This window comes from Streptomyces noursei ATCC 11455 (assembly GCF_001704275.1).
Classification (GTDB): domain Bacteria; phylum Actinomycetota; class Actinomycetes; order Streptomycetales; family Streptomycetaceae; genus Streptomyces; species Streptomyces noursei.
Genome location: NZ_CP011533.1, coordinates 8,569,756 through 8,585,499, shown reverse-complemented (window position 1 = coordinate 8,585,499; position 15,744 = coordinate 8,569,756). Strand labels below are relative to the sequence as shown.

Below are 15,744 nucleotides of genomic sequence, written 5' to 3'. Positions count from 1 at the left end.
CCGTGACGGCCGGTGCCGCTGCGCCGGGTGTCAGTTCACCGAGTCGTGGCTGAGCTCGATGTCGCACTGGGCCTGCCCGGAGGCGGGCAGCCGCAGCGGGGCGGCGGCCGGCGGGTAGCCACTGGCGATCAGCGTGTACTCGCCGCTGTCGAGGTCGGCGAAGACGTACTCGCCGTCCTGGCCGCTGGTGGCGGTGCCCACGACATTGCCCGTGGGGTCCAGCAGGGTCACCCGGGCGTCGTTGACGGCGCCGCCCTGTGTGGTGCGGACGGTGCCGCGGACCTGGGCCCCCAGCGTCAGCCGGATCTCGTACCAGTTGCGGCTGCCGGCGGCCACCTCCACCTGGAGGGCGGACGGACGGTGGCGTTCCGCGCTGACCGCGAGGGTGTAGCTGCCCGGGGTCAGTTCGTTGAACGCGAAGCCGCCGTCCTGGCCGACGACCCCGGAGGCCACGACCTCACCGCGGACGTCGGTGGCGACGACCAGCGCACCGGGCACCGGGTCGTCGTTCTTCTCCTCGCGGACCTCGCCGGACAGCCCGGCCGCGCCGCTGAGGGTCAGGTCGAAGACGACCGGTTCGGCGCCCACCACGACGGTCAACGCCTGCGGCTTGCGGGCGCCGGCGGAGCCGATCAGGACGTAGGTGCCGGCGCCGGTGGTCGGCAGCGCGTAGCCGCCGTCCGCGTCGGTGGTGGTGCGGCCGAGCTGCCGCCCGCCGACGCTGATCAGGGTGACCGCGGCCTGCGGTACCGGCCGGCCGCCGCTGTCGCGCACGGTGCCGCTGATCAGGGGACCGGACGCGTTCGCTCCGGGGTCCGGGACACCCACTGCGGGCATGGCCGCGGTGGCCGCCGCCTCCGGCTCCGGCGCCGTGGCCGGTGCGGTGGCCGGTTCGGTCTCCGCCGCCGGCGGAACCTCGCCGTTGGCCTCGGCCTCCGCCTGGGCCCGTGCCTGGAGGCCGGAGATCTGCCGCAGCGGCACCTCCTTGATGAACCACATCAGCAGGAAGGCCAGCGCGACGACGACGGCGCCCATCAAGAAGACGGTGTGCATGGAGTCGGCGAAGCCGCGCTTGAACGGCTCGGCCAGCCGCGGGTCGAGGTGCTGGATGAACGAGGAGTCGCTCAGCACGCCCGAGGAGCCACCGCCGGTGGGGTGCTTGAGCATGTCCAGCACCGGCTTGTTGGCCGGGTCCTGCAGGACCGCGGGGTCCTTGAGCGCGCTCTGGAAGCGCGCGGTGGACGCGGCGGTCTTGAACGCGTCGCCGATCTTGTCACCGACCGTGCTGAACAGCACCGAGAGGAAGATCGCGGTACCGGCGGTGGCACCCATCTGACGGAAGAACGTGGAGGAGGCGGTGGCCACGCCCATGTCCTGCGGCGGGACCGCGTTCTGCACGGCCAGCACCAGGGTCTGCATGCAGCCACCCAGGCCGAGGCCGAAGACCAGCATGTAGACCATGGTTTCCCACAGCGCGGTGTCCCACTGGACCCGGTAGTGGAAGAGCAGCATGGCGGCGACCATCAGGGCGGTGCCGACGATGGGGAAGATCTTGTAGCGACCGGTCTTGGCGGTGATCTGGCCGGACACGATGGAGGCGATCATCATGCCCGCCATCAGCGGCAGCATCTCCAGGCCCGACTTGGTGGGGCTGGCGCCCTTCACGATCTGGAGGTACTGCGGGATCATCAGCATCCCGCCGAACATGCCCATGCCGATCAGCACGGACAGCAGGCTGGTCTTGCTGAAGGTGCCGTTGCGGAACAGCCGCATCGGGATCAGCGCGTCGTCGCCGATCCACCGCTCCACGAGGACCCAGGCGATGATCCCGACCACGCCGACGACGTAGCAGGTGATCGACCGCGTCGAGGTCCAGCCCCACTCCCGGCCCTGCTCGGCGACGAGCAGCAGCGGGACGACACCGAGGGTGATGGTGAACGCGCCCCACCAGTCGATGCGGCGGTTCCGGCGGGTGTGCGGGATGTTGAGGACCTTGGCGACGACGAACAGCGCGATGATGCCGATCGGCACGTTGACCAGGAAGACCCAGCGCCAGCCGGTGATGCCGAGCAGGGTGGCCTGGCCGGCCAGCGCGCCGCCGATGAGCGGGCCGGCGACGCTGGACGTGGCGAACGTACCGAGCATGTAGCCCTGGTACCGGGCGCGCTCGCGGGGCGGGACGATGTCACCGATGATCGCCAGCGCCAGCGACATCAGACCGCCGGCGCCCAGGCCCTGGATGGCGCGGAACGCGGCGAGTTCGGTCATCGAGGTGGAGAAGGTGCAGAGCACCGAGCCCACCACGAAGATGCTGATCGCGGCCAGGTAGTAGGGCTTGCGGCCGTGGAGGTCGGACAGCTTGCCGTACAGCGGGGTGGCGATCGTCGACGTGATCAGGTACGCCGTGGTCGCCCACGCCTGCTGGCTGAGTCCGTGCAGATCGTCCGCGATGGTGCGGATGGAGGTGCTGACGATCGTCTGGTCGAGCGCGGCAAGGAACATCCCCAGCATCAGACCGCTGAGGATGGTGAGGATCTGGCGGTGGCTGAGGACCCCCGCCCCCGGTATCGCCTTGGCTTGCGCCCCTGGCGGAGAGGTGGCTGTGCTCATCTACGTATCTCTCCTTGTTCCACGGTGGTGCCCTGGTCTCCCCCGGGGCCCGGCCGTGCGTGTTGACGTTCTGCCAGGTCCGCGTTGAGCCGGCTCATCAGCCGGATCAGGTCGGCCCGGTCCTGCGGCGACCAGGATTCGAGGATCCCGGCCAGCTCGGCGTCGCGCTGACGCCGGTAGTCCTCGAAGCGGGCCCGCCCCGCCTCGGTGGCGGTCAGCAGCGAACCGCGTCGGTCTTCCGGGTCCGGACGTCGGGCGACCAGACCCCGCTCCACCAGCGAGCGCACCTGCCGGCTGACCGTGGACAGGTCCAGGAACGCGTCGGCGGCCAGATCGGTCGCCCGCTGGTCCCCTCCGCACACCAACCTGGCCAGCAGCACCCGGTCGGCGGCGCCGGCGTCGTGCTTGACCCGCTGCTTCCAGGCCGCGATCAGCCGGGTGAAACGGACCATTTCCGTCCCCAGCCCTGCGGCCGCCTCATCCAGGCTCGACGCGACGGTGATCTCCGAGACCCCCGCCCCATCGCAGGCATGGACCGCGCCGTTGCTCATCGTCGTGATCCTTCGCACTACATACGTGCATGCGTGATTGTCGTCATCCGGTCGAAACCACCGGATACGTTGCTTGTATCCAGCAAGCATAGCGGCTGCGAGAGTGTACCGCTGGCCACGAGTCCACTTCATCGCGGGGTACGACAGCGGGGCGGCCCGTCGCGCGCCGTCCGACACCATCACCGCTCCCCCGATGGAAAATCTCGGCGAAGTGGTAGATATGCCGAAATGCTCGAATCGGCCCCCTCGAACGGAAGGGAGAATCCCATGTCGTCGAAGCGTCGCCGCAAGAAGAAGACCCGACGCAAGCACGCAGCCAACCACGGCAAGCGCCCACAGTCCTGAACCGGGTCCACGACCGACGAAGGCGGGGCGCCGGGCCACACCGCCGGCCGCGGCGCCCCGTCAGTGGACCTGACCGGCCTGGTAGTCACCGGCGGGCTGCCGGGTGATGACATTCCCGCGGTTGAAGGCGTTGATCACGGCGATCTGGGTCACCAGGGCGGCGAGCTGGTCCTCGTCGTAGTACTTGGCGGCGTTCGCCCAGACCTCGTCGCCGACGCCACCGGCCGCGTCCGCGATGCGGGTGCCCTCCTCCGCCAGCTCCAGCGCGGCGCGCTCGGCGTCGGTGAAGACCGTGGCCTCGCGCCAGGCCGCGACCAGATTGAGGCGCACCGAGGTCTCCCCGGCCGCGGCGGCGTCCTTGGTGTGCATGTCGATGCACCCGGCGCAGCCGTTGATCTGGCTGGCGCGGAGCATCACCAGTTCACGCGTCGAGGCCGGCAGGGTCGAATCGTCGAGCGCCTTGTGCGCCGCGATGATGTGCTTCATGGCCTTGGCCGCGACCGGGCTGGCCATGACGTTCAACCGGGCTTCCATGATGCACTCCTGGGTCGATGTTCGCGGTTACGCCCCTTGGACCCCTTGCTCCCGCATGTTGTGACACCCTCGGGAATGTGACCTGCGTCTCCCCGCCTGCGCCGCAGCCGGGACCATCGACGGCGCCGGCGTTCGGGCCCAGCCGTCCGGCCACCGGCCGGATCGGCCGGATCGGCCGCAGCGCACGCTAAGCCCAGAATCGCACGCGCGAACGATCGTCGCCGGATGTGAGCCGATCCTCAGCAGGGCCCGGCGGCGGGCGACGGGGCACGGCGGCACCAACACCCCGCGTGCGGAAGGGAATTACCGCTTTCCGGTGCGGCCGGGCATCACCTCGCGCCTGCGTGGACACCCGCGATGGACACTCCGCCGCGGACCGAGCAACGGCGACGGCATCGGGCGATCGCGGACACCCGCTCGACGCCGAGCGGGTACGACGGTCAGTGACAGCCAGCGTCAGTGGGCGATGCCGTCGATCAGTTCGCGGGCGCCCTGGCGCAGCAGCGCCACGGCGACGGAGGTCCCCAGCGTCTCGGGGGTCAGCGGGCCGGCCCACTCGTGTGCCTTCAGGACGGTCTTGCCTTCGGGCGTGAAGACGCTGGCCCGCAGGGAGAGCTCGCCGCTCCGGTCGGTGGTGGCGAACCCGGCGATCGGGCTGTTGCAGTGGCCTTGGAGGACGTGCAGCAGCATCCGTTCCGCCATGGTCTCCCGGTACGTCGCGGGGTCGCCGAGGCCGCTGACGGCGTCGATGGTGGCGGTGTCATCCTCGCGGCACTGGAGGGCCAGGACGCCCGCGCCGATGGGCGGGCACATCACGTCCACCGGCAGGATCTCGGTGATCGCGTCGGTGCGGCCGATCCGTTCCAGTCCGGAGACGGCCAGCAACAGGGCGTCGGCCTCTCCGGCTGCCAGTTTCTCCATGCGGCGGTTGGCGTTGCCGCGCATCGGCACGCACTCCAGATGCGGGTGCGAGGCGGCGAGCTGGGCGATCCGGCGTACCGCGGAGGTGCCGATCCGGGTGCCGGCGGGCAGCTCGTCGAGGGTGAGCCCGCCCGGGTGGATCAGCGCGTCACGGACGTCGTCGCGCTTGAGGAAGGCGGCGAACGCCGTCCCGGCCGGCAGCGGGCGGTCGCCCGGGATGTCCTTGACGCAGTGCACCGCGAGGTCCGCCTCGCCGGCCAGGAGGGCTGCGTCGACCTCCTTGGTGAACGCTCCCTTCCCCTCCACCTGGGAGAGCGCCCCCATCCACCGGTCCCCGGTCGTCTTGACGGGGACGACCTCCGTGGCGACGCCGGGGTGCAGCACGGCCAGTTCAGTGCGGACGCGCTCCACCTGGGCCAGGGCCATCGGCGAGTCACGGGAGACGATGCGAATCAGTTCTGGGGCGGACATGGCGCCGATGATAGACCGTCAAATACGGACAGTTACCGACAGCGCGTCGGAGTTCGAGTGCGTCGCGTCGCCCCCGCTCCGGTATGCGGACGGGTGGCCGGCGGGACCACCTGGCCCAGTCCGACCCCCGCCAGTCACCCGCGGTACCGTCCCGGCATGTCTCGTTCAAGCAGCGGCCGGACCGCAGGAGATCAACCGTCGTCTCCCGTCCGCCCGGACCCCATCGCCCCGGCTCCCGTCACCGCCGACGGCCCGGTGACCGCCGACGATCTCGCCGACGCCGTGCGGCTCGCGGTGGAACTCCTGCGCGGCGCGCCCACCACTGCCTGGGAGAGCGGCGCCAAGGCCGGCTCGCTGGACTGGGATTGCTGGGAAACCGTCGAGCACCTCAGTGACGACCTGCTCTCCTACGCCGCCCAACTGGGGCCCAGAACACCGCCGTTGGACCGCGAGGTGCCGTTCTCCTGGCACCGCAAGCGTCCCGGTGGCCCGGCGAACGCGGTGCACGCCGATCGTGCCGCCGGGCCCGCCGGGCTCCTGCAGACCCTGGAGGCGTGCGGCGCGCTGCTGGTGGCGATGGTGCGCACCACTCCCCCGCAGGTGCGCGCCCACCATGTCTTCGGCGTCTCGGACCCGGAGGGCTTCGCGGCGATGGGGATCGTCGAGACGGTCGTCCACACCCACGATCTGGCCGCGGGGCTGGGGCTCGACTGGGATCCGCCGGCCGGGGTGTGCGCGCGGGTCCTGGCCCGGCTATTCCCGGACGCCCCGGTCGGCTCCGATCCCTGGCCGACGCTGCTCTGGGCCACCGGGCGCACCGCGCTCCCCGGGCATCCGCGCCGCACGCAGTGGCGCTGGGACGGCCGCGTGCGGTCATGACGACGGGGCCGCCACGGCACTCCGGCCGCGTGTCCGTCGGGGCCGGGTGCGCCCTGGCCGCCCGCCCCGACGGCCGGGAGCCCGGACCGGCGGTGGACCGGTCCGGGCTCCCGGCCGTCGGGCCGCGGGCGGACCCACGACGCGGTGGATCGGCTAGGCGTGCTTCGACGAGACGAGGTGGGCGAAGGCCACCACGTTGGCCATGTAGTCCTTCACCTTGTGGTCGTACGAGCCGCCGCAGGTGATCAGGCGGAGCTGGGCGTCCGGGGTGTCCGCGTAGACCCGGTCGTTGGGGAAGTTCGCCTTGCTGAAGGTCTCCACGGAGTCGACCTGGAACGTGGCGACGATGCCGTCCTCGCGGGTGATCTCGACGGTGGCGCCGGGCTTGAGCGTCTCCAGCTGAAGGAAGACCGCCGGGCCGGTCTTGGTGTCCACGTGTCCGGCGACGATCGCCGCGCCGCGCTCCCCCGGGGTGGCGCCGTCCTGGTACCAGCCGACGAGGTTCTTGTCGGCGGCCGGGGGCGGGTTGAGCTGTCCGGTTTCGGCCAGGGTCAGCGGCGTGAAGGGCGCGTCCACGGCGATCTCCGGAATCGTCAGCCGCTTCGGTACGGAGCGGGGCAGCGTCAGGTCGGTGGCCGGCCTGGTGTGGTGCCCGGTGACGGCGGGCGCGTGGTGGGACTGTGGTTTGGCGTCCGCCGAGGTGTCCACGGAGTTGTAGATGAGGAAGGCACCCAGCAGAAATGCTCCGGCGGCCCAGATCGCGCCCCGTCCCACGGGGCGGGCTGCGGCGGTCTTCTCAGGTGGAGCGGGATCGGGGTTCGGATTCGGCTGGGGCGACTGCTGGGCGGTCATGAGGGGCCTTTCGTGAGCGGGTGGGGCACGGTGCGGCGGGGGCGCGACGTCGTCGGACGACACGCGGGTGATCGCGGGACGCGCGGCACCGCGGCGGCGAACCCGGAATCGCCGCGGCCACCGTCCGGCGAGGACGGTGGCCGCGACTGCACATCGACCTCCGGAGGGGGCAGCCTTATCAGGCCGCGGTGCCCGACGTGTTGCGGCGACGCAGCATGTAGGCACCAGCACCGAGACCACCGAGCATCAGGACGGAGCCGGCGGCCAGGCCGCTGCCGGACATTGCCATGCCGCCGCCACCGGTGTGGACACCGCCGTGCGGGCGACGGCCCCAGTGGTCGCCGCCACGGCCGTAGCCGCCGTCACCACGGCCGTAGCCACCGTCACCGCGACCGTAGCCACCGTCGCCACGGCCGTAGCCGCCGTCACCGCGGCCGTGACCGCCATCGCCGTAGCCGCCGTAGCCGCCGTGGTCGCGGTCGCCGCCACGGCCGTGGTCACGGTCCCCACCGCGGCCGTGGCCGCGGCCGTGGCCGTCGCCGGAGTCGTTGTCCCAGTCACCGATCACGGACGTGGCCAGCGCGCCACCACCGGTGTGCACGCCACCGTGCGGACGGCGGCCCCAGTGGTTGCCACCGCGGCCGTAGCCGTCATCGCCACGGCCGTAGCCGCCGTCACCGCGACCGTAGCCGCCGTCACCGCGACCGTAGCCGCCATCGCCGCGGCCGTGGCCGCCGTCACCGCGACCGTAGCCGCCATCGCCACGGCCGTAGCCGCCGCGGCCGTGGTCGCGGCCCCCACCTCGGCCGTGGTCGTTGTCACCCCGGCCGTGGTCGTCGCCGCTGACAGAGGTACCGCTGCCCGGCGCGAAGTCCTGGACCAGGCCCATGGCGCTCGCGGTGGGTGCGGTGATAGTGAGCACCGCCGTGATGGCGGCGGATGCGAACAGAGTGCGGGCAGTGCGCATGGAGTCATGTTCCTTTCGGCGCGACTGCGAAGGCTGACACTTCGTCGGCACATCGGATCGCAGTAGCGACGTGATCACCGTCAGTCGGAATCGGGCTCGGCACCACCGGAGAACGCCGCATTCGGGGGACAACATCGGCTCTTCGGGTGGCGGAAGACGAGGTATTCACCCGTTGGACGGCGCGTGGCTCCGGCGTGTCGTCATCAAGGTGGGCTAGAGGGGGTCTAAAGGGGCCCGGGGCGGGCGTCCGGCAAGCGCGACGGGCCCCGCGGCAGGGGCGGTGCGGGTGCCCGCCGCCCGTCGGTCGCACCACGCCCTGTCGTCGCGGGCGGACGGGGCCGGGTCGGTCGTCGGCACGGCGTGCCAGGCACCGGCCGGGCGGGATCACGGACGTCCACGCCGTGCGACGCCTGACCGGGCGCGTTCTGATGCGACGTCAACTGGGCAAGGGGGTCGGACAGTCCGGGAGAGACCGGGCCCGGCGTGCCAGGTGCCGACGCGACACCGACGCCGGAGGACGGAGCATGGCATCGGACATCAGGGAGATCCGGACCCACCCGCGATCCTGATCGACATCGGCGGCGTGCTCTCGCCGGATCACCTGCCGGCGGCCGCCGCCGAGTGGGGCGACCGACTGGGAATTCCCCAACACGCCTTCCTCGCGGCGCTGTTCGCGGGGAACGACGACCAGATGCTGATCGGCAGGAGGGGCGGGAAGCCTGGTGGCGCCTCGTCCGGCGGCGGCTGAGGCCGACAGTGGCCTGATGGCGGAGATCCGGCGGGATCCGGCCACCCGCCGGCATGGGGATGCCGACCTGGTGGCCGGACTGCGGGCGCTGGGTATGGCCGGTCATCCGCGCATCGAGACCGGGGCACGCTCGCCCGGATCGAGGAATGCGCGCGGGCGGTGGGCGCGGGGTGAGGCGGGGCGCGCGGTTCAGCCGGTGGCGGCCCGCAGCGCCTCCTCGACGATCGCCTCCAGGCGGGCGTGGTGAGCCCCGCGCCAGTAGACCCGGCCGCACGCGGTGCACTGCGCGAAGACGTCGTAGGTGCGCTGGGTGCCGTGCTGGAGCTGCTCCTGGACGGCGTCCTTGTCTGCGGCGGCCAGGCGGCCGTTGCATGCGGTGCAGCGGGTCCAGGGGTCGAGCGTGGGGGCGAACCGGCCGAGCACGTCCCGGAGTTGGTCGTCGGGGCGGTCGCTGTAGACGTAGGCACCGGCCCAGATCTCCCGGCGCTGGAGCAGCCCCCGGTCGCGGGAGAGCAGCACCCGCCGTTCCTCGGCGGAGCGCGCGGCAAGCGCGGCGTCGCCGGGGTCCTCGTTGGTGTACGCCGCATCGACGCCGAGCAGCCGCAGTCGGCGGGCCAGCGTGCCGAGGTGCACGTCGAGCAGGAACCGCAGCGGTGCGCCGGGGACGCGCTGCGGTCGCTCGACGGCGTGGACCTCGATGTGTTCGCCCTGACTCGGGATGTGCGCGACGGAGGTCTGCGCACCGTCCACCACCACGCGCCCGACCTCGGTGAGCGGGACGCCCAGCGACTCGATGACGTGGCCGAGCGTGGCGGCGCCGTCGGTCACCAGGGGAGCGCGGCGGGCGGTGCGTTCCGCTCCGACGAAGAGGTGCAGTTCAGGGGCGATGCTCAGGGCGATTTCGGGTCCGTTCACGTCGCACAGCATGGCACCGGCCGGGTCGCGGCAGCCAGCGGATTCCCCGGGGCGGGCGCGCGGACGGCGACGGGAGGCGGCGACCTCCGGTGTCGTATCCGGCCGCGCGGCGCCACATACGGACCGTAGCGGTACGGCCGGCGGATTGTGCACGGTGGAGCAGGCCCCATCCGACTGCCGCCCCCAGGGCCTGTCCGATGGGTCAGGGGCGGCAAGGCCGCGGCGTCTGGTGCGGTGCATCGCAAGGCGCCGGAGCGGCTCGATAGCGGAGCTATCTGGGCGTTTCGGCAACGCGGCGAGGTGGCGGCGGGTGGTGCTGCCGTTGGCGGAGCCGGAGCGGGCCGCCCGGCAGGGGGTCCGGCCACCGCGGGCGATCGCCCTGTTCGGTCCGCCGGGTACCGGGAAGACCACCTTCGCCCGTGGGATCGCCGCCCGGCTGAGCTGGCCGTTCGTCGAGCTGCTGCCGTCCCGGTTGGCGGACGAGGGCAACCTGGCGGCGGCGCTGCGCAGCGCGTTCGCCAGGATCGCCGAGCTGGAGCGGGTGCCGGTGTTCATCGACGAGGTCGAGGAGATCGCACCGGTCCGCACCGAGCCCGCGCAGCCGGGCGGTCTGCACGGGGTGACGAACGAGCTGCTCAAACTGATCGCCGGATTCCGGGAGCGGGACGAGCGCCTGCTGGTCTGCGCCACCAACTCCATCCGCTCGCTCGACCCGGCGTTCCTGCGCCCGGGGCGCTTCGACTACCTGATTCCGATCGGCACACCCGATCCGGCCGCGCGGGCGGCGATCTGGTCCCGGTACACCGAGGGGCGACCCGACGTGGACATCCCGGCGCTGGTCGCGGCCAGCGAGCTGTTCACCCCGGCGGACATCGAGCACACCGCGCGGGTGGCCGCCCAGGCGTCGTTCGAACGAGATCTGGAGGCGCTCGGCGGCGGGACGGGGCCCCAGGGCCGGCCTGGCGCGAGCGCCGAGGACTACCTCGCCGCGATCGCGCAGTGCCGGCCGACCGTCACCCCGGCGATGATCGACGAATTCGGCGCCGACATCACCGCCCATGCGCGCTGCTGAGACCTCACCGCCGGGGTGAGCCCGCTCCGCCACGGGCCCGCACGATCCCGCCGACAGACGATCCCCCCTCCCCCACCCCGATGACGCCACCGCACTGCGCAGGGTGGAGGTCACCCGCTGCGCCTCCTCCGCTGGGACGACGATGCCACCGGCCGGGCGTGCGTACGGTGAGCACAGCAGCCGGGCCGCAAGGTGCGGATCTGCACCGAGAGTTGTGGCACGTCGAGACATGTTGCGAGTCGAGAGAGGCGGGACGGCACATGCCGGAGCATCCGCAGACCCAGCAGGCCCCACCGGGCGGGCAGACCCCTCAGATCTCCGAGGCCCCACAGGGCTCAGGGGACGCATGGGGCTCCGACACCTCCGCGCCGCGGCGCTCCCCGTTCACCGATCCGTCGCCCGACTCCGGGGCGTCCACGGTGATCGACCTGCCCGCCTGGGGCCAGGACTTCGTCGCCGACCCGTATCCGTACTACGCCAAGCTGCGGGAGCAGGGCCCCGTCCACCGGATACGCACCCCGTACGACCAGGACTCATGGCTGGTCGTCGGCCATGAGGCGGTCCGCGCCGCGCTCGCCGATCCGCGCCTGGGCAAGGACTGGAGCAGCGCCGACCTGCAACGCGTGGTCGGCGAGGCGCCGTTGTTCACCAACATGCTGGACGTGGACCCGCCGCACCACACCCGGCTGCGGAAACTGGTGGCGAAGGAGTTCACCAGCCGCCGCGTGGAGGCCCTGCGCCCTCGCGTGCAGCACCTCACCGACGAACTCCTCGACGCGATGCTGGCCGAGCCGGACGGCCGAGCCGACCTCATCGAGGCGCTGGCCTTCCCCCTGCCGATGACCGTCATCTGCGAACTGCTCGGCGTCCCGTCGATCGACCGCGAGTCCTTCCGCGCCTGGTCCCACGAACTCGTCTCGCCGACCGGTCCGGAGGAGGTCGTACGGGCCACCCAGGAGATGTCCGACTACCTCTCCGCCCTCATCGAGACCCAGCGCCGCGAACCGGTCGACGGACTGCTGAGCGCCCTGATCCGGACCAGCGACGAGGACGGCGACCGGCTCTCCCGCGACGAACTGATCGGCACGGCCTTCCTGTTGCTGGTCGCCGGCCACGAGACCACGGTCAACCTGATCGCCAACGGCGTCCGGGCCCTGCTGGAGCACCCCGCCCAACTGGCCGCCCTGCGCGCCGACGGCGGCCTGCTCGACAACGCCGTCGAGGAGATGCTCCGCTACGACGGCCCGGTGGAGACCGCCACCTGGCGCTGCGCTTCCGAGCCGGTGGAGCTCGGCGGCACCGTGATCCCCGCCGGCTCCCCCGTGCTGATCTCCCTCGCCTCGGCCTCCCGCGACCCCCAACGGTTCGCCGCCGCCGACGACTTCGACATCACCCGCGATCCGCGCGGCCACGTCGCCTTCGGCCATGGCATCCACTTCTGCCTCGGTGCGCCGCTGGCCCGTCTGGAGGGCCGGATCGCCCTCCGCTCCCTTCTGGACCGCTGCCCGAGCCTCGCCCTGGACACCGCCGCCGACGCCCCGAACTGGCGCACCGGTCTCCTCATGCGCGGCATGGACCGGCTCCCGATCCGCTGGGACGGATAGCCGTCGACCGGCCGGTATCGGTCCGCCGGCCGCCCTGTGCGACAGTGTCCCGATGAAGACCATCGGTTTGATCGGCGGCATGAGCTGGGAGTCCACGGCGGAGTACTACCGCCTGCTGAACGAGCTGACGCGGCAGCGACTGGGCGGGCTGCACTCCGCCAAGTGCGTGCTCTACTCGGTGGATTTCGCGGAGATCGAACGCCTCCAGGCCGAGGCGCGCTGGGACGAGGCCGGCGACATCCTGGCCGAGGCCGCCAAGGCGCTGGAGGCGGCGGGCGCGGAGCTTCTGCTGCTCTGCACCAACACCATGCACAAGGTCGCCGACCGGGTGGGGTCCGCGGTCGGCGTCCCGCTGCTGCACCTCGCCGACACCACGGCGGAGGCCGTACGGGACCGGGGAGTCCGCCGCGTCGGGCTGCTGGGCACCGCATTCACCATGGAGCAGGACTTCTACCGCGGTCGCCTCGCGAGCCACGGCCTGGACGTACTGGTCCCGAAGGCCGCCGGCCGAGAGATCGTGCACCGCGTGATCTACGAGGAGCTGTGCCTGGGCGTGGTCAAGGAGGAGTCCCGCGACGCCTACCGCGCCGTCATCGACGAGCTGATCGCCGCCGGAGCCGAGGGCATCGTGCTCGGCTGCACCGAGATCGAGCTCCTCATCCGCCCGCAGGACAGCCCGGTCCCCGTCTTCCCGACCACCCGCTTGCACGCCGAGGCCGCGGTCTCCCGCGCACTGACCACACCGTGACGTCACCGGGACGACGCCCCGAGCACGCCGGGACCGCGCGCTGGCGTTGAGCACGCCGGGACCGCGCGCTGGCGTTGGGCCCGGCACCAAGGCCCCCATGACATCTCGCAGCCCTCATTTGTCACATCGGCGGGTACGCTGACGTGGTGTCGCACAGCGAGTTGGAACGCCTGGCCCGGATCCGGATACAAGTCACCGGAGAGACCCTGGAACGCGCCATGGCTGTTCTTCGCGGAGATGCCACCGAGGGAGACACCACCGGTCCCGATCCTGACCCCGACCTCACCTCCGTCTCCGAGTCCGAGTCCGAGTCCGATCCTGAAGCCGCCGCCGCTGCGGACGCGCAACAGGCGGACGCCTCGCCCCGGCTCCCGCGCCCGCGACGCTCGCACCTGCGGGGGCTCTGACAACTCCCGGCGACGATGCCGATGCCTGGCGGCCGTCCGATCCGCCCCGTTCACCGAGCGTTACGGGCTCAGGACTCTCGCCAGGAGAGGGGTACGGGGCGCCTGGTGCCCACCGCTCGCCACCATACGGACCTCGCCCCGGTCACTGATCTCCGCGCGGACGATCCCCGACTCGTCTTCGTAGATCGGATACCCGCCCGCTCCCGCCTGGTCGGTACGCCGGACGACGACCACGTCGTCCTCCACCGCGGGGGCCTGAAATACCAGCTCATAGCGTTCCGGGTAATCCATCGGGGCCTCCCGATACTGCTCTGCGGGTTCTGCCGCCAAGGACGCCGCCCCACTGCCACTGCGCACGTCGCAGCGCCCCGGCCCTTCCATCCTGACCCACGCCCGGGCACCACGCCTCACCACAGTTCATTGAAGCGTCAATAAATTGGTCGCAGGGGCCGCATGGGGCCGCTGGGCGGCATGAGCTGCATGAGCTGCCCGCACCGACGGCCGCCACCACTCCAGGTCACACCACGCTCCTACTCCCACCTCCGAAATCCGGGATCAAGGTCGACCCGTGGGTTGATGTCCCCCAGCCGAGCCGAGGCGAGAATCAAGGCAATGAAACACCGATGTACGAAATACCCCGATATCCGCGCGCCTCCAGGCGCCGAACTCCCGGAGCGACCATGCGCGTTCACCCCCGTCCACCGCACCGCCGCCCCCGACTGATCCTCACCGCCGCCATCGCCGCGTTATCCCTCCTCGCCCTCCCCACCGCGGTCTCCGCAGCCTCCGCGCCGGCCGCCGCCTCACCCTTACGGCCACAGGCGGCATACGCCGGCACACCGGCTACCGCCACCACCGCCTTGATCTCGGTCTCAGCCTCGGCCGCGACACACCTCACCCGCCCCGACCGCCCCTCCGCCCTGGACCACCAGGCTCTGGAGAGATCCCTCCGGGCATTCCACGACGCGGGGATGTACGGCGCCTACTCGGCCGTGCGGGACGGTTCCGACAGCTGGCAAGGCGCGGCCGGAGTCGCCGACATCGGCACCGGACGCCCTGTCACCCCGCAGATGCAGCACCGCATCGGCAGCATCACCAAGACCTTCACCGCGGTCGCCGTACTCCGGGAAGTCGGCAAGGGGCACATCGACCTCGACGCACCGATCGACCGCTATCTACCCGACCTCATAACGGGCGAGCGCGGCCGGGCCATCACCGTCCGGATGCTGCTCAACCACACCAGTGGCATCGCCGACTACAGCGCATCGATCTTCGCGACCTCGGACAGCGTGGAAGGCAATCGCTTCCACCAATTCGCCCCGGAGGAACTGGCCCGTCTGGGAATCGAGGCTCCCCCGTTCGGCAAGCCGGGCCAGGCGCACCACTACTCCAACACCAACTACATCATCGCCGGCCTCCTGCTGCGTCAGGTCACCGGCCAGTCCCCCGAGTCCTACATCACCGCACACGTGATCCGAAAGGCCGGTCTGCGGCACACCTGCTTCCCCCACTCGCCTTCCCTCTCCGGACCGCACGCGAAGATGTACGAGGCCGCCAACGGAGCCTTCGATCCGCCGCGTGACTTCAGCGTCTACAACATGTCCTGGGCCGGCACGGCCGGTGCCCTCGTATCGACGATGCCCGACCTCGATCGCTTCTACCGGGCCCTGCTGGGCGGTGAGTTGCTCCCTCCGGCGCAACTGCGCCAGATGAAGACGACCGTGCCCATCGCGGGCTCCACCGCGCGCTACGGCCTCGGTCTGCTCCAAACGACCTCGCCCTGCGGAGAGTTCTGGGGCCACAGCGGTCTGGTAGCCGGCGCCATGACCTGGTCCTGGTCCAGCCCTGACGGGCGCCGCCAAATCTCCCTCGGCTTCAACCTCACCCGCTACCAGCAGCTCGACTCCAACAACCGGCCCCTGCCGAACCCGATCGATGCGGCCATGGACGCCCACGTGGCACAGGCCATATGCAGCACCACGGCCAGCCACACCATCGACCGTCCCCTGGCGCCCACTCGAACCGCTCCCCTCGCCTCGGCCCCAGGACAACACTCCCGATAGGTCCGCAACGCACCTCTCGCACATGCCACGTTGCACGTTGCAGGCGACTCACCACCA

15 protein-coding genes and 1 pseudogene are annotated in these 15,744 nt (G+C 71.5%); 8 read left to right on the top strand and 8 right to left on the bottom strand.

Annotated elements, in window-relative coordinates; translation table 11 throughout:
- Window positions 1-30: 30 nt before the first annotated feature.
- Window positions 31-2,610, bottom strand: coding sequence for an MFS transporter (locus SNOUR_RS36540; protein ID WP_067355738.1), 2,580 nt, complete (start codon window positions 2,608-2,610; stop codon window positions 31-33).
- Complete coding sequence (locus SNOUR_RS36535; protein WP_067355735.1) at window positions 2,607-3,161, bottom strand: MarR family winged helix-turn-helix transcriptional regulator; 555 nt, start codon at window positions 3,159-3,161, stop codon at window positions 2,607-2,609. Before SNOUR_RS36535 ends, SNOUR_RS36540 begins: the two co-directional genes overlap by 4 nt.
- On the opposite strand from SNOUR_RS36535, the gene SNOUR_RS49685 reads away from it, so the two are divergent.
- A complete protein-coding gene (locus tag SNOUR_RS49685; protein WP_470710447.1) occupies window positions 3,141-3,506 on the top strand; it encodes a hypothetical protein in 366 nt (121 codons plus the stop codon). The genes SNOUR_RS36535 and SNOUR_RS49685 overlap by 21 nt on opposite strands.
- Before the next feature lie 60 nt (window positions 3,507-3,566).
- On the opposite strand, the gene SNOUR_RS36530 is transcribed toward SNOUR_RS49685, so the two are convergent.
- Together SNOUR_RS36530 and hemC are read right to left on the bottom strand one after the other, a co-directional pair.
- Window positions 3,567-4,040: a carboxymuconolactone decarboxylase family protein gene (locus SNOUR_RS36530; protein ID WP_067355734.1), complete on the bottom strand. Its 474-nt coding sequence runs from the start codon at window positions 4,038-4,040 to the stop codon at window positions 3,567-3,569.
- A 456-nt stretch (window positions 4,041-4,496) separates the two neighbouring features.
- A complete protein-coding gene (gene hemC / locus SNOUR_RS36525; protein WP_067355731.1) occupies window positions 4,497-5,432 on the bottom strand; it encodes a hydroxymethylbilane synthase in 936 nt (311 codons plus the stop codon).
- 156 nt (window positions 5,433-5,588) lie between these two features.
- Between hemC and SNOUR_RS36520 the strand changes: the two genes are divergently transcribed.
- Window positions 5,589-6,311 carry a hypothetical protein gene (locus SNOUR_RS36520; protein ID WP_312634922.1) on the top strand — a complete coding sequence of 241 codons (723 nt, stop codon included), beginning with the start codon at window positions 5,589-5,591 and terminating at the stop codon, window positions 6,309-6,311.
- Window positions 6,312-6,464: 153 nt separating this feature from the next.
- Here SNOUR_RS36520 and SNOUR_RS36515 read toward each other — a convergent pair whose 3' ends face one another.
- Window positions 6,465-7,163: a class F sortase gene (locus tag SNOUR_RS36515; protein WP_079143107.1), complete on the bottom strand. Its 699-nt coding sequence runs from the start codon at window positions 7,161-7,163 to the stop codon at window positions 6,465-6,467.
- Window positions 7,164-7,341: 178 nt separating this feature from the next.
- Entirely contained in the window at window positions 7,342-8,130 is a 789-nt protein-coding gene (locus SNOUR_RS47555; RefSeq protein WP_067355729.1) for a hypothetical protein, read from the bottom strand.
- 583 nt (window positions 8,131-8,713) lie between these two features.
- Between SNOUR_RS47555 and SNOUR_RS46615 the strand changes: the two genes are divergently transcribed.
- Window positions 8,714-8,878: a hypothetical protein gene (locus SNOUR_RS46615; protein WP_159425992.1), complete on the top strand. Its 165-nt coding sequence runs from the start codon at window positions 8,714-8,716 to the stop codon at window positions 8,876-8,878.
- Window positions 8,879-9,067: 189 nt separating this feature from the next.
- On the opposite strand, the gene SNOUR_RS36500 is transcribed toward SNOUR_RS46615, so the two are convergent.
- The gene (locus SNOUR_RS36500; protein WP_067359082.1) at window positions 9,068-9,793 is read right to left on the bottom strand and encodes a Mut7-C RNAse domain-containing protein; all 726 of its coding nucleotides are present in this window, start codon (window positions 9,791-9,793) and stop codon (window positions 9,068-9,070) included.
- 304 nt (window positions 9,794-10,097) lie between these two features.
- Here SNOUR_RS36500 and SNOUR_RS36495 point away from each other — a divergent pair.
- The 4 genes and pseudogenes from SNOUR_RS36495 to SNOUR_RS36480 all read left to right on the top strand — a co-directional run.
- Window positions 10,098-10,865 (top strand): annotated as a pseudogene (locus SNOUR_RS36495) (ATP-binding protein); the annotation flags it as partial.
- Between the two features lie 260 nt (window positions 10,866-11,125).
- Window positions 11,126-12,469, top strand: a complete 1,344-nt coding sequence (locus tag SNOUR_RS36490; protein ID WP_079143104.1) for a cytochrome P450 family protein — start codon at window positions 11,126-11,128, stop codon at window positions 12,467-12,469.
- Between the two features lie 52 nt (window positions 12,470-12,521).
- Window positions 12,522-13,217 carry an aspartate/glutamate racemase family protein gene (locus tag SNOUR_RS36485; protein WP_067355724.1) on the top strand — a complete coding sequence of 232 codons (696 nt, stop codon included), beginning with the start codon at window positions 12,522-12,524 and terminating at the stop codon, window positions 13,215-13,217.
- Window positions 13,218-13,363: 146 nt separating this feature from the next.
- A complete protein-coding gene (locus tag SNOUR_RS36480; RefSeq protein ID WP_159425991.1) occupies window positions 13,364-13,624 on the top strand; it encodes a hypothetical protein in 261 nt (86 codons plus the stop codon).
- 60 nt (window positions 13,625-13,684) lie between these two features.
- Here the strand turns inward: SNOUR_RS36480 and SNOUR_RS36475 are convergent, their stop codons facing one another.
- Entirely contained in the window at window positions 13,685-13,915 is a 231-nt protein-coding gene (locus tag SNOUR_RS36475; protein WP_067359080.1) for a DUF6296 family protein, read from the bottom strand.
- Window positions 13,916-14,304: 389 nt separating this feature from the next.
- Here SNOUR_RS36475 and SNOUR_RS36470 point away from each other — a divergent pair, with 389 nt between their 5' ends.
- Window positions 14,305-15,687 carry a serine hydrolase domain-containing protein gene (locus tag SNOUR_RS36470; RefSeq protein ID WP_079143103.1) on the top strand — a complete coding sequence of 461 codons (1,383 nt, stop codon included), beginning with the start codon at window positions 14,305-14,307 and terminating at the stop codon, window positions 15,685-15,687.
- Window positions 15,688-15,744 lie beyond the last annotated feature (57 nt).

Bases quoted from the DNA above. Each gene is read 5' to 3' on its own strand.
- SNOUR_RS36540 (WP_067355738.1), bottom strand. From the start codon at position 2,610: ATGAGCACAGCCACCTCTCCGCCAGGGGCGCAAGCCAAGGCGATACCG.
- SNOUR_RS49685 (WP_470710447.1), top strand. From the start codon at position 3,141: ATGGACCGCGCCGTTGCTCATCGTCGTGATCCTTCGCACTACATACGT.
- SNOUR_RS36535 (WP_067355735.1), bottom strand. From the start codon at position 3,161: ATGAGCAACGGCGCGGTCCATGCCTGCGATGGGGCGGGGGTCTCGGAG.
- SNOUR_RS36530 (WP_067355734.1), bottom strand. From the start codon at position 4,040: ATGGAAGCCCGGTTGAACGTCATGGCCAGCCCGGTCGCGGCCAAGGCC.
- hemC (WP_067355731.1), bottom strand. From the start codon at position 5,432: ATGTCCGCCCCAGAACTGATTCGCATCGTCTCCCGTGACTCGCCGATG.
- SNOUR_RS36520 (WP_312634922.1), top strand. From the start codon at position 5,589: ATGTCTCGTTCAAGCAGCGGCCGGACCGCAGGAGATCAACCGTCGTCT.
- SNOUR_RS36515 (WP_079143107.1), bottom strand. From the start codon at position 7,163: ATGACCGCCCAGCAGTCGCCCCAGCCGAATCCGAACCCCGATCCCGCT.
- SNOUR_RS47555 (WP_067355729.1), bottom strand. From the start codon at position 8,130: ATGCGCACTGCCCGCACTCTGTTCGCATCCGCCGCCATCACGGCGGTG.
- SNOUR_RS36490 (WP_079143104.1), top strand. From the start codon at position 11,126: ATGCCGGAGCATCCGCAGACCCAGCAGGCCCCACCGGGCGGGCAGACC.
- SNOUR_RS36485 (WP_067355724.1), top strand. From the start codon at position 12,522: ATGAAGACCATCGGTTTGATCGGCGGCATGAGCTGGGAGTCCACGGCG.
- SNOUR_RS36475 (WP_067359080.1), bottom strand. From the start codon at position 13,915: ATGGATTACCCGGAACGCTATGAGCTGGTATTTCAGGCCCCCGCGGTG.
- SNOUR_RS36470 (WP_079143103.1), top strand. From the start codon at position 14,305: ATGCGCGTTCACCCCCGTCCACCGCACCGCCGCCCCCGACTGATCCTC.